The organism is Bradyrhizobium campsiandrae (assembly GCF_014529705.1).
GTDB classification, from domain to species: domain Bacteria; phylum Pseudomonadota; class Alphaproteobacteria; order Rhizobiales; family Xanthobacteraceae; genus Bradyrhizobium; species Bradyrhizobium campsiandrae.
Map to the genome: position 1 here is coordinate 15,085 of NZ_JAANIH010000046.1, position 13,075 is coordinate 28,159.

Below are 13,075 nucleotides of genomic sequence, written 5' to 3' on the forward strand. Positions count from 1 at the left end.
TCGCGTGCGCGTGATGAGCGATGGCGTCAATCGTCCCGATGCGGCAGCCGTCGGGGCCCAGTTCAGGTCGTGGAAACGCGCTCCCAACCGCGCCGACCGGGCTCGCGAGCACGATCCGCCCGATTGGAGCGTCAGCGACAAGGAGGGCATCGGCATGGTGGCGCAGTTCCTTGCGGGGTCCGCGTTGGCCTACGCCGAGGACACCATCGAAGAGTTGCAGCAAGAGCCGGCTGATTTGGTCGTCTGTTTCGACATGCTGCTCGGGCCCATGCTCGGTGCGGAGGCGATCGGCCAGAAGCTCGCGCTGCTGGGCACAATGATCAGCTTCTTTCCACTGCGCGGGATTGCGCCGCTCGGCTCAGGGCTCGGCATTGCGCGCAGCGCCGAGGACCACGCGGTCCAGGACGCGGCTCGCGCGGAAATGACCGGTATTCTCGATTCCGCCCTGCCTGAACTGAACGCAGCTCGCGCAAAGCTTGGTCTGAAACCGATCGCGCATCTTGCCGATCAATGCGGTGCCGCGACCGCACATTGGCTCGGCACGGCAAAGGCCTTTGACTTCGAGAACGCCGTGCTTCGGCCCAACATGCGCTATACCGGCCCGCTCATCGGCGACCCAATTTGGGCAGAGCCGTTCCGGTCGCCTTGGGACAACGACGACATCAGGCCGCTCGTGCTCGCGGCATTCTCGACCAGCTTTCAGAACCACGCTGCCGTCTTGCAGCGGGTGATCGACGCCTCATCGTCATTGCCGATCCGCCTGCTCGTCACGCTGGGCGGCGCGATCGAGCCGCATGAATTGACGCCGGCCGAGAACACCGCCGTGGTCCGCAGCGCTCCTCATCTCGAAATCATGAGGGACGCCTCGCTGGTCGTGACGCATGGCGGGCACGGAACGGTCATGGCAGCGCTCATGCATCGAATTCCCATGCTGATCGTCCCGCATGGCCGGGATCAAGCGGACAACGCGGTTCGGGTGACCGAACGCGGCGCGGGCCTTGCAGTCTCGCGTACGGCTGCAACGACCGAGATCTGTGCTGCGCTTAATCGGCTGATCTCAGAGCCTGAGTTTCGGAGAGCGGCCGGAGCCCTCGGCGACGCCGTCGACGCCGAATTGCGGGGGACTACTTTGATCGCCGATCTTGAGGACCTGGCGAGCAGGAATGCCGCGGCGGAAGGACCGGGCAGGGGCTCGCGACCGATAGGCGCAAAGTTTTCCAGCACGGCCCGGACGGAGTGCGGTTAAGCTTGCGATCGTCATGCGGCACTCGGTCTCCAAGGATTTTTGAAAGAGGTTAGTTGCTCAACCAATTGCGGTGCGGCCGAACACCGGCACCCGCACACATGCCGCCCTTCGTTCAACCGGTCCAGCGGCCATTTTGGGCCAGTCCGGAAACAGATTGATACGTAACGCGCGCGCCGGAATCCCAGGACCGGTGGGAGGACATTTTGTGCTTCAAATTCATAGATCCCTCGGGCTCGGGGGAGCTTCCCGGCTTCATGAAAGGCTATCTGATCGGCTGTGCGGTCGTGGCCGGCCTCTTGGTCATTGAGTTGATCATCCTGCTCTAGGCGGCTGGGACGTTCGCGGGCTGGCGTTGACAGCTCGATCGATTATGCCTGTAATCCGGACATTCTGAAATTTAGACTCCTGTTGAATTGCCCATGGAGCCCGCTGATGACGACATTCAGCCGACGCGATGCCTTGAAATTTTCCGCTGGTCTGACGCTTGCCGCGGCTGCAGGCGGATTTTCCTGTGTCGAGGTTGCGAGTGCGGCACCCATCGAGGTTCCCACCATCGACAAGCTCAGCGTTCGTGTGCTTGTCGATAGTGCTAGCGATATCTTCTTCAAACCTCAGGCCGTAGGCGGCGTCAAAACCGAGCCAGGACGCTCGTCCGACTCGCGCCGGCCGCTGCACAGCGAGTGGGGCCTTTCGCTCTATCTGGAGCCGGAACGCGGCGACGAAAAGCGTACGTTTCTTCTCGACTTCGGTTGGACGCCCGAGACGATCAACGGCAACATGGAATTGCTCAAGGTCGATCCCTCCCGAATTGACTGCCTGATCATGAGCCATGGTCATTTCGACCATTGGGGTGGGCTGCTCGGGTTCCTGGACAAGCATCGTCGCGTGTTGCCTGCCGACCTCACGATGTATGCCGGCGGCGAAGACAATTTCTGTCAGCGATATGTGAAGATGGGCGGGCAGGGCGAGTTGAGCGACTACGGCATGCTCGACCGCCGGGACCTCGCCAAGCAGAATGTGAAGGTTGTCCTGTGCGAGCAACCGGTGGTGATCGGCGGCCTTGCATTCACGACCGGCAAGATCACGCGCAGCAGCATTGAGAAGGTGCTTCCGAACTCGCTCGTCGAGTTCAAATTGAAGGATGGCGCCGGCTGCAATGCCAGCCACTATCTGCCGGCGGAAATGGAAGGAAAGATCGTTCCCGACGAACACATTCACGAGCATGCCACGTGCTTCAATCTGAAGGACAAAGGCCTGGTCGTGATTTCGTCGTGCGGCCATGTCGGCATCGTCAATTCGGTGCGGCAGGCGATGGAGGTTTCCGGAATCGACAAGGTCCATGCGATCATGGGAGGATTTCATCTTGGACCGGCGCCGGCCGACTACCTCAAGCTCGTGGTCGGCGAGATTGCCAAGCTGAATCCGGATGTGCTGATCCCGATGCACTGCAGCGGCCTCAATTTTACCGAAGAAGCCATGCGGCAAATGCCGGGCAAGGTGCTGACCACGACGACCGGCAGTCGAATTACATTCGGGATCTGAGACGGTCCGGCCATGGTCGGCAGGCGGGGATTGGCGGTTTTGGTTGCTGGGTGCCTGGCGGCTTCCGTCGGCCTTGCGGCAGACAAACAGCCCTCCGCCGCGCAAATGATGGACGATTTGATGTACGGCCGCGGCCAGATCGGCGGTCCGTTTTCTCTTGTCGATCACACTGGCAAGTCGCGCGATGACCGCGAATTTCGCGGCAAGCTCTTGATTGTGTATTTTGGTTACACGTTTTGTCCGGACGTCTGTCCAGGCGATCTGCAGGCGATCACCCTTGCGTTGGACCAGCTCGGTTCATTGGCCAGCGAGGTGCAGCCGATCTTCATCACGATCGATCCCGAGCGCGACGATAAAGTCTTGGCGCAGTACGTCTCTGCGTTCCATCCCAGCCTGATCGGCCTCACCGGCACGCCCGATCAGATTCGTGAAGTCGCCAATTCCTACAAGGCCTTCTACACCAAGGTGAGAGACGAGCGCACGGGCGACTATGCGATCGATCATGCCGGCGTGATTTACCTGATGGGGCGCGACGGGAAATATCTCGGCTTCATGCCACCGCAGACGGCGCCCGATCGACTCGCGGAGGTTCTGCGCACGCATCTTGCGAAGTGATTGGGAACGAGAGCCGGACCTGACGCGAAAGCGTCGAGCGCAGATTCGTCGCGATCTGAAGGCGCCGGACTCGGATCGTCGATCCGTGACGACATCATCGTGCCGAGGTGGCAGATTTCGGAATAATCGCATTATGCCACTGTTTTGCCCGACACGTCAAATCGTTTTGCCGGAAGTCGCCATGTGGGGACGGTCAGGCCTTGTTTCGACAGGCCCGGTCTACTGTGCATGGGGTTGTTTTCGAGCATTTGGGCGGGCGCCATGGCATGCCCTGTGGATGACGGCGTGCGGAACTTTTTCCTCACCCCGGCGTTACCTCGCCATGACTGAAGACCTTTCCTTCCGACGCAAACCCCTGACCCCCGAACAGCGCCAGGCGCGCGATGCGGCACGCCGGATCGAGGCCGAGAAGGCCATGCGCGACCATGAGGAAGCCCAGAAGGCGTTCCACGCCAACCGCGAGCGGCTGAAGGCCGAGCGGCTGGCCCGAGAGGCGGCTGCGACCAAAGGCTGACGCGGCGCGCCGAAGCCACCATTCAATCCGTTGAACTTTCGCGGAGCCGTGGCTGGTCCCGGCGTCGTCGCCGCCGCGAGGCCGGCCGGCGGCTTGACGGCGTCCGGCTTCGGTCGGAAACTTCACATGCTCAGCAATTGACGAGAACCACGGAGATTTTCGCTCCCCATCCGGATCCCATCAGCGATAGCGCAATGGAGCTGACCATGACCACGTTCGACAAGCGCGAGCAGGGCTTTGAAGCCAAATTCGCCCACGATGAGGAGCTCATGTTCAAGGCCGCGGCCCGGTCGAACAAGCTGCTCGGGCTGTGGGCCGCCGGTCAGCTCGGGTTCAGCGGCGATGCCGCGGCCGCTTATGCGACAGCGCTGGTCACGGACAATCTGGCCAACCAGACGATGGACGAGACGCTGGCCAAGGTGTCGAGCGATCTCGCCGCCAAGGGCATCACGCGCGAGCAGGTCGGGCAAAAACTCCAGGAGTGCCTGCACCAGGCTCTGGCGCAGCTCGAGGCGGCGTCGCGCCAGGCCGGCAATTGAATCTCGATCTGCGCCTCACTCGGCATGCTTGCGCGCGGTCGCGTCGCTGAACCTGTCGACGAAGGCGATCCCGATTGCCGAGACCACGAAGGTGATGTGGATCAGCACCTGCCACATCACGCCGTTCTCGGTGAAGCTGGCGCGGCTCGAGCCGAGATTGCCGGCCTCGATGAAGGTGCGCAGCAGCGCGATCGAGGAGATGCCGATGATCGCCATGGCGAGCTTGATCTTGAGCACGCTGGCGTTGACGTGGCCGAGCCATTCCGGCTCGTCGGGATGGCCCTGCAGGTCGAGCCGGGAGACGAAGGTCTCGTAACCGCCGACGATGACCATCACCAGCAGGTTGGAGATCATCACGACGTCGATCAGCGCCAGCACGCTCATCATGATGTCCTGCTCGGTGAGCTCGAGCGCATGCGATGCAAGGTGCCAGAGCTCCTTGAGGAACAGCACGATGTAGACGCATTGCGCCACGATCAGCCCGAGATAGAGCGGCAGCTGCAGCCAGCGCGAACCGAAGATGATCATCGGCAACAGACCGAGGCGCGGCAAGGCCGGGCGGGGGCCGGTGGTGGTTTCAGGCTCGGCTGACATTCAACATCCACGCATCGAGAGGGTCTCGTCTTCATGTACCTCGCCGGGGTGGCGGGAGGAAGATGCAACGCCCGCTCACCGCTCTCTCGTGCTATTGTGGCGGGCAGCAGCCGTGCGGGCTGGCGGGCAAGCAGGGAAGAGGGGGGCCGGTGCTGCGCAGCGGATTGGGCAAACGGCTCGGCAGGCTCGCTGTTGCGAGCGCGGCGATCGTCCTCGGCGCCGGCAGCGTCACCGAAGTGTCGGCGACTGCGCTGACACCATTCCGCGATGAGGCGCAGGCCCAGCGCTATTGCCCAGGCGACAAGGTGGTGTGGGTGGATTTCCGCAAGGGCGTCTACTACCGCAAGGGGCAGAAGCTCTATGCCCAAGGCTTCGATGGCAGTTTCGTCTGCCTGAGCGAGGCGCGCGACAGCCGCTATCGCGGCTCGCCTTTGGGGCTGCGCTGAGCGATGCGCGCCAGAGGGGCAGGCGCGGCTATTTCCGAGCCGGCAGGGTCACCGGGACGTGCGGCGAGGTGCTGATGACCCGGGGGCTTCCGTCGGGATAGGTCCGGCCGCTGCGGATCAGCGATTCCAGAACCAGGAAGAATTTCTCGGCGAGCATGTGCGTCACCTTGATGGGTGTGGCCTCTTGAAATCTAGGTCGAGGCACCGCACGCGAGAATTCAATCAACTAAACGGGAGCAGCGTCATGTTGCGTCGCAGGAGCGTAGCGATTTGAAAAAGCAGGGCGCGTGATGAGGATCAGCTAAAGGCCAGCGCCACAAGGCTCGAGCACAACAGCACCAGACCGCCAGCGGTCAAAGCCAGAAAGCCGTCGGATACGAAATCATGTTTGCGCATGGGACACCCGCTGCTCTCGCCTTCGAGGCTCGATCGGATTGATTAAAATTGTCCGAACGTGCCGTTCTGAAGAGGTGATGCAATGTCGCCCGCGCGAGTGCCGTCAGGCCCTCGTGCGGTAGCCTTCAAACGCATGGGCCAGGAAGATCCCCGCGCTTACCAGACCCATCAGTGCCGAAACCGTCTCGATCATCGTTAAATTCCAATCCCGCCCCTGCACGCGAGAAGACGCGGGCGGCCTTGCACAGTCAAAAGAATTCCGGCGGCGTCAGCGATATCAGGGGTGGAGTGAGCTTTTGGCGCAACAGCTTGTGCAGGACTGGCACAGAAAGCGGGTGCCGAGACCCTCGCGCTCCGTAGATCAACGGAGAATGCCATACGTCCTGTTTACCATCCCAGCGCGAACGCTGCGGGCTCCCCATTTCCGCCGTGTTCGGGTTGCGTTATCGTTACCGTCTCTGGGGCGGTGGTGGGCCGCCGCAGAGCGTGAGGACCGGAAGGCGCTCCCCGTGGGCAAGCGGGCGGGATAGAGCTCCGGCAAACTGGTATTTGGGGCGAATGGGGATCCGACGGTCAGATTCGATGGTGCGGGCCGCGCGATGCGTTACGGTGGTGACCGCCTGCCTAGCGCTCGCCAATTGCGCCTCGTCCAACAAGTTCGCCAGCCGGGTCGACCCCAAATACGGCGTGTCCTCGAGCCCGCGCGTCGTGGCCTGGGGCGATCCCGTTCCCAAGGGCGGCGGCACCTATCGCGTCGGCAAGCCTTATGTGGTGGCCGGCCGCACTTACGTGCCGGAGGAGGACGTCAATTACCGCGCCGAGGGCATGGCGTCCTGGTACGGCGACGATTTCCATGGTCGCCTGACCGCCAATGGCGAGGTGTTCGATATGGGCTCGCTCACGGCGGCGCACCCGACCCTGCCGATGCCGTCCTATGCGCGGGTGACCAACCTCTCGAACGGCAAGTCGCTGGTCGTGCGCGTCAATGATCGCGGTCCCTATCATGGCAACCGCCTCATCGATGTCTCGAACAAGGCTGCCGAACTGCTTGAATTCAAAGGCAATGGCGTCGCCAGGGTCCGGGTCGAATATGTCGGCAGGGCGCCGCTGGAGGGCTCCGACGACCGCCAGCTGATCGCGACCTTGCGCACCGGCGTTCCAGCGCCGTCGCCCTCGATGGTCCGGGTTGCCTCGGCGAGGCCTTTCGTGCCGGAGCTGCCGTCGGCGGGGCGCGGCGCCATCCGTGGCGAAGTCCCGATGCCGGAGGGGCGGCCCTACAGTCTCGGCAACAGCTCGGCCGACGTCGCCTCGATCAATGCGACCTCGGAGATGTCGGCTTCGAGCCGAGGCCGGGGCCGGGCGCTCCAGAACGCCCGGCAGGTGTCCTATGACGCGGACGGCCGCTATGCCAGCGACGGTGGTCCCGATGACGGCGCAGCGGAAGCCCGCAGCATCCTCACCGGCCGCGGCCTCTACTAAGCAATCCAAAAAGCGCACAATGACCGGCCCGTGCTGGATCTCCGGCCTCGCCGTGCCTATTGCGCAGAGAACGGGAGGTTCGCGCGTCCCGTGAAGGTCCAGATCTGGGTGTTGCCGCCGATACCGCCAAGCTCGGCGCCGACGCCGACCGATGCTCCGCTCGCGAGCCTTGCGCCAACGCCGCCGGTCACCCGCGCCGACCATCCCTGGAGCAGCGGGGTCGATGCCAGCGGAACGCCGCCACCTGCGATGATCGCGGCTGCGTCATCCTGCGTGAAATAGTAGTCGGCATAGACACCGACATAAGGCGACAGCAGCGCGTTATCGAGCCACGCGATCGGGTAGGAGAGCTTGTTGCCCGCCGACGCGCGACCGGTGGCAAACCTGCGGGCGGCCTGTTGCGTGCCGAGGGTGTCGACATAGGCGTTCTCCCGCTCCCACAGCGTATAAACCTTCAGCGACGGCTCCAGGTAGAGGCTGTACCAATTGTAGCTCCCGGTGAGACCGGTAGAGAACATCCAGCGTTGGCCGGTGAAATTGCCCTGAGCCGTGCCGGCCGTGCCGCTATAGTCGATGCCGGAATATGTCACCGCCGCGTCGTAGCGGAGCGTCGGGATGATCTTCCAGCCGAGATAGGCGCCAATCGTCCAGCCGTCGCCCTTGAGCCGGCCGTTGAGATCGGTCTCGGTGTAGCTGAAGTTCTCGTAGCCGCCGACGACGCCGACGAGAAGATTGGGTGTGACGCGGTAGGTCAGACCGGTCAAAGCGTTGACTTGTGCACCAAAGGCCGTGGCCTGGGTTTGACCGTTGCCCAGAGTGGGCGCCGAACCCCAGCGATCGATGCCGCTGCCGCGCAGGTCGATCCAGAACAACCAGTCCTTTTGCTCGCGAAAGCGTTGGGGCGCCGCCTTGGTCACCAAGTGCTGGTCGATCGCGGCGAACGCATCGTCGATCCGCCCGCCGCTACCGCGCATGCGGCCCGTCCGGCCGGAGACGGGATCGCCCGCGTAGGAGCTGGCGGTCGATCGCGCGGATTGACCCGGCCGACCATCATCGTCGTCCTGATCAGCCGCGAAATTGATCCGTATGCCGCCTGCACCGGGTATGATGAACTGTCCGCCGTCGCTGAACCCTTCGGAGACCGCGGAGTCGATCGAGCCGGAAATCGCCTGGCCCGAGCTCTGGGCCACGACCTTGGTGACGTTGAGCTGAAGGGCGCGCAGCTTGGCGCTGTCTGCGGGAATATTGACCGACTGGGTCAGGGCCGGCGAGGTCGATGGATTGAACGCCGGGGTGCCATTGTAGGTCGCGGTGATCGTGTGATTGCCGACCGTGAGAGACGACGTCGAGAAGGTCGCCACTCCGCCGGACAGCGTCGAAGTCCCGATCGCCGTTCCGCCGTCGTTAAAGGTCACGGTACCGGTCGGTGTTCCGCCCGTTCCTGTCACCGTTGCCGTGAAAGTGACGGACTGGCCGGAAGTGCTCGGGTTCTGCGACGATGTCAGTGCCGTGGTTGTGGTCGAGGAGAGATAGGTAAACCTGTCGCCAGCCGACGTGGCCGATGTCCCGCCGACCGTGGTCACCGTGACATCAACGGTGCCCGAGCCTGCGGGCGAAGTCGCCGTGATCGAGGTCGCCGAATTGACGGTGAAGCTGGCGGCATTGGTCGAGCCGAACTTGACGGCCGTCGCACCGGTAAAGCCCGCGCCGGTAATGGTCACGGGCGTGCCACCCCCAGCGGGGCCGGAACTGGGTGAGATCGACGCGACGGACGGAGCGGGCGTGAAATTGAACTGGTCCGCCGCCGATGTGGCGGATGTGCCACCTGGCGTTGTCACGGTCACGTCAACGGTGCCGACGCCGGCGGGTGAGGTCGCCGTGATCGAGGTCGCCGAATTCACCGTGAAGCTGGCGGCGTTGGTTGCGCCGAACTTGACGGACGTCGCCCCGCTCAATGCAGTGCCGGTGATGGTCACCGACGTGCCGCCCGTTGCGGGTCCCGCGGTTGGCGCAATCGAAGTCACTGCAGGCGCAGCAGCATAGGTGAACTGATCAGCGGCGGAGGTAGACGATGTGCCACCCGGCGTCGTCACGGTGACATCTACTGTGCCGGTGCCGGCGGGTGAGGTCGCCGTGATCGACGTCGCCGAATTCACCGTGAAAGCGGTCGCGTTGGTGGCGCCGAACTTGACGACAGTCGCGCCGGTGAAGTTCGTGCCGGTGACCGTCACCGATGTGCCGCCGGCAAGCGGACCGCCAGTTGGCGAAAGCGAGCTGACGGTCGGCGTGGCAAAATAGGTGAATTGATCCGCCGCGGACGTCGGCGATGTCCCGCCGACTGTCGTGACGGTGACGTCCACCGTGCCTGTCCCGGCTGGCGACGTTGCCGTAATCGACGTCGCCGAATTAACGGTGAAACCGGTCGCGCTGGTCGCGCCGAACTTGACCGCGGTCGCCCCGGTGAAGCTCGTGCCCGTGATTGTCACGGTGGTGCCCCCGCCCGCCGGGCCGGACGTCGGAGAGATCGAAGTCACCGCCGGCGGTGCGACGTAGGTGTACTGGTCAGCCGCCGAGGTCGCTGACGTGCCGCCGGAAGTGGTGACCTTGACGTCGACCGTGCCTGTGCCGACGGGTGAGGTCGCCGTGATCGAGGTCGCGGAGTTCACGGTGAAGCCCGTCGCAGCGGTCACGCCGAAAGTTACCGCAGTCGCCCCGGTGAAACCGGTTCCTGTGATCGTCACCGTGGTGCCACCCGTCGCAGGACCCGATGTGGGCGAGATCGACGTGACGGAGGGGGCGGCCACGTAAGTATACTGATCGCTCGGCGAAGTTGCCGAAGTCCCGCCCGCGGTCGTCACCCTAACATCCACCGTGCCGATTCCCGGCGGGGAAGTCGCGGTGATCTGGGTGGCCGAATTGACGGTGAAGCCTGCCGCTGCTGTGCCGCCGAAGTTGACCGCGGTTGCTCCCGTGAAGTTAGTGCCGGTGATGGTCACCGTGGTGCCGCCTGCAAGCGGCCCAGAGGTCGGTGAGATCGAGGCAACAACAGGGACGGCAAGGTAGGTGAACTGGTCGGCTGCCGATGTCGCTGACGTCCCGCCCGTCGTAGTCACCCTGATGTCGACCGTGCCGGTCCCCGGCGGAGAGGTCGCGGTGATCGATGTCGCCGAATTGACGGTGAAGCCTGCCGCTGCTGTGCCGCCGAAGGTGACGGCGGTCGCCCCCGTGAAATTGGTGCCGGTGATGGTCACCGTGGTGCCCCCCGCTATCGGTCCCACGGTCGGTGAAATCGAGGTGATCGTGGGCGAAGGAACATAGGTGAACTGATCGGCCGCCGAGGTTGCCGATGTGCCGCCAGCCGTCGTCACCCTGACATCGACCGTGCCTGTGCCGGCGGGTGAGGTCGCCGTGATCGAGGTCGCGGAGTTTACGGTGAAGCCCGTCGCAGCGGTCGCACCGAAGGTGACGGCAGTCGCCCCGGTCAGGTTGGTGCCGGTGATCGTCACCGTGGTGCCGCCGGCCCCTGGGCCTGACGTCGGCGATATGCTGGTGACTGTCGGCGCCGCGACATAGGTGAACCGGTCCGCCGCAGAAGTGGCCGAGGTGCCACCAGCGGTGGTCACACTGACATCGACCGTCCCGGTCGCGGCCGGGGAGGTCGCAGTGATCTGGGTGGCCGAATTGACCGTGAAGCCCGTCGCTGCCGTACCGCCGAAGGCCACGGCCGTAGCACCCGTCAAGTTGGTGCCCGTGATGATCACCGTGGTTCCACCGGCTGCCGGTCCTGCGGTCGGGGAGATCGACGTCACCGTCGGCGGGGCCACGTAGGTGTAGTGGTCGGACGCCGACGTCGGCGACGTCGCGCCGTTCGTGACGGTGATATCGACCGTGCCAGCCGAGCCGGCGGGAGCGACCGCTGTGATCTGGGTGTTGGAGTTGACGGTGTAGCTCGTCGCATTGGTGGCGCCAAATTTCACGCCGGCCGCTCCGGTCGTGCCGGTGAAGCCCGTGCCGGTGATGACCACGTTGTTGCCGCCGGCCGTCGGACCCGAGGTCGGTGATATCGACGTGACGGTCGGGCCGGGCAGCGTGATGTTGGAGAACGTGATCGTCAGCCCGCTATCGGTGTTGTTAAAGACGTTGTTGAAGGCGTCGTCGGTCGAGGCGTAGTTCATGACGACGGTGTCCGAGGTCGTGGACGGCGCCTGGGTCATCGTCAGGGTGTAGGTCACGAAGTAGGTTGTTCCGCCGTTGTCGGTCGTGGTGGTGGCACCGATCGTGTATTTTCCTCCGTTGCTTCCGGTCACCGACGCGGAATCGGGGACGGATCCGTTCGTTCCCGTGACTGGGAAGTTCACCGTTCCATTGCCGCAGGCCGTAATATAGAGGCCGCTGTTCTCGACTTGATTGTATTGAGTGACGCCAATGGGAACGAGCGTCGCGCCGGGTCCTGTTACGCCGGCCACGCTGAACGACGTCGCGACGTTCAGCTGAATATTGGAGCTGACGGTCAAGGCTGAGACGGCCGTGCAGTTAGCAGCCTCGGCGGCGGTCGTACCCCAAGCAAACAGTGCGCTTGCGGCCAAGGTCGCGGCAGTCGCGAACCTGCGAACCGCTGTGAGACCAGTACTGGCCCGACCGACTGCCCAACCAGAAATCACCAGCAATGTCGCCCCCCACGCCATCCCTGCCGGTCGTTTTGGCGCCTGGAAGGGGCCACGACTCTAAAAGCTATGATTGTATTGGATGTCTATACAATTTCCCGGCGGAGGCGTCCGTGCACAAATCAGGGAACCCGAGTGCGCTCGCGACATTTCGCGTTAGAGTGGTACATTTGCAACATTTTCCCCTCGACGATCGTGGGGCAGGGAAGAGATCTACGCATGAAAGGCAGAGACTTCGGCGATGCAATGCAGCCGCATGGCAAGTTCTCGAGCGTAACTGGCTTGACCCGATGTCCATGTTGGAATAACAATCTAAAGGCGAATATTGATAGCAACAAATCCATTTGGTTTAACGCCAAGCCGCGCGCTGCCTTCAGCTTTCGAGAGGCCGTGCACAAGAACGGATGGCGCACTGCTGGGGGTAGGACATGCCATTTCAACCGGTATTGGGGCAGATCATGCCGTTCGCCGGCGCGGTCGTGCCGCGTGGATGGGCGTTGTGCAATGGCGCGCTGCTGGCCATTTCGACCAATCAAGCGTTGTTCTCGCTGCTCGGCACTTACTACGGCGGCGATGGCGTCAGGACGTTTGGGCTGCCAGATCTGCGCGGCCGCGCAATCCTGGGGTCGACAGGCAATAGTGGCCAATATCCGGTCGGCACGATCAGCGGCACGACCACGGTCACGCTGTCGGTTCAGCAACTGCCGGCGCACACCCACGGCATTCAGGCGACGACCACCTCCGGCAGCGGAAGGGGCGCATCCCCGCTCAACAACCTCTTCGCCACGAACACGGCAGGGGCTACCCCGGCGAAGATATTCCTGACGGCGGGCAGCGCTGAAACCGCGCTCGCGCAATCAACCAACGTGACGAACGACGGCGGTGGGACGCCCCACAACAATATGCAGCCCTACCTTACGATCAGCTACCTGATCGCCATGCAGGGACTCTATCCCTCGCGCAATTAATCCGCACGGACGTTCCGGCCGCTGCGCTGGAAGCATTGATGCCATCCTGCTTGTGAGCCGGTTCTAACGGGC

Annotated in this window: 11 protein-coding genes; 8 read left to right on the forward strand and 3 right to left on the reverse strand. The window is 63.5% G+C overall.

What is annotated here, in order from left to right; genetic code table 11:
- Positions 1-154: 154 nt before the first annotated feature.
- The 5 genes from G8O24_RS28645 to G8O24_RS28665 all read left to right on the forward strand — a co-directional run bounded on the left by G8O24_RS28645 (position 155) and on the right by G8O24_RS28665 (position 4,456).
- Positions 155-1,246 (forward strand): glycosyltransferase, encoded by a 1,092-nt coding sequence (locus G8O24_RS28645; RefSeq protein ID WP_188149104.1) that lies wholly within the window; start codon positions 155-157, stop codon positions 1,244-1,246.
- A gap of 432 nt (positions 1,247-1,678) precedes the next feature.
- Positions 1,679-2,788, forward strand: a complete 1,110-nt coding sequence (locus tag G8O24_RS28650) for an MBL fold metallo-hydrolase (protein ID WP_188105220.1) — start codon at positions 1,679-1,681, stop codon at positions 2,786-2,788.
- Between the two features lie 108 nt (positions 2,789-2,896).
- Positions 2,897-3,403, forward strand: coding sequence for an SCO family protein (locus tag G8O24_RS28655; RefSeq protein ID WP_244646035.1), 507 nt, complete (start codon positions 2,897-2,899; stop codon positions 3,401-3,403).
- A 322-nt stretch (positions 3,404-3,725) separates the two neighbouring features.
- Positions 3,726-3,917, forward strand: coding sequence for a hypothetical protein (locus G8O24_RS28660; RefSeq protein WP_188105224.1), 192 nt, complete (start codon positions 3,726-3,728; stop codon positions 3,915-3,917).
- Positions 3,918-4,123: 206 nt separating this feature from the next.
- Entirely contained in the window at positions 4,124-4,456 is a 333-nt protein-coding gene (locus G8O24_RS28665; RefSeq protein ID WP_188105226.1) for a DUF1476 domain-containing protein, read from the forward strand.
- 15 nt (positions 4,457-4,471) lie between these two features.
- Here the strand turns inward: G8O24_RS28665 and G8O24_RS28670 are convergent, their stop codons facing one another.
- On the reverse strand, positions 4,472-5,050 hold the full coding sequence (locus tag G8O24_RS28670) for a TIGR00645 family protein (RefSeq protein ID WP_188105228.1): 579 nt from the start codon (positions 5,048-5,050) through the stop codon (positions 4,472-4,474).
- A gap of 149 nt (positions 5,051-5,199) precedes the next feature.
- Between G8O24_RS28670 and G8O24_RS28675 the strand changes: the two genes are divergently transcribed.
- A complete protein-coding gene (locus tag G8O24_RS28675) occupies positions 5,200-5,496 on the forward strand; it encodes a hypothetical protein (protein ID WP_188105230.1) in 297 nt (98 codons plus the stop codon).
- 28 nt (positions 5,497-5,524) lie between these two features.
- Here the strand turns inward: G8O24_RS28675 and G8O24_RS45230 are convergent, their stop codons facing one another.
- A complete protein-coding gene (locus tag G8O24_RS45230) occupies positions 5,525-5,653 on the reverse strand; it encodes a hypothetical protein (protein WP_283815593.1) in 129 nt (42 codons plus the stop codon).
- A 797-nt stretch (positions 5,654-6,450) separates the two neighbouring features.
- Here G8O24_RS45230 and G8O24_RS28680 point away from each other — a divergent pair.
- Positions 6,451-7,371, forward strand: a complete 921-nt coding sequence (locus tag G8O24_RS28680) for a septal ring lytic transglycosylase RlpA family protein (RefSeq protein WP_188105232.1) — start codon at positions 6,451-6,453, stop codon at positions 7,369-7,371.
- A gap of 56 nt (positions 7,372-7,427) precedes the next feature.
- On the opposite strand, the gene G8O24_RS28685 is transcribed toward G8O24_RS28680, so the two are convergent.
- Positions 7,428-11,885 carry a beta strand repeat-containing protein gene (locus G8O24_RS28685; protein ID WP_244646036.1) on the reverse strand — a complete coding sequence of 1,486 codons (4,458 nt, stop codon included), beginning with the start codon at positions 11,883-11,885 and terminating at the stop codon, positions 7,428-7,430.
- Between the two features lie 578 nt (positions 11,886-12,463).
- Between G8O24_RS28685 and G8O24_RS28690 the strand changes: the two genes are divergently transcribed.
- On the forward strand, positions 12,464-13,003 hold the full coding sequence (locus G8O24_RS28690; protein WP_188105235.1) for a phage tail protein: 540 nt from the start codon (positions 12,464-12,466) through the stop codon (positions 13,001-13,003).
- The last annotated feature ends 72 nt before the right edge of the window (positions 13,004-13,075 follow it).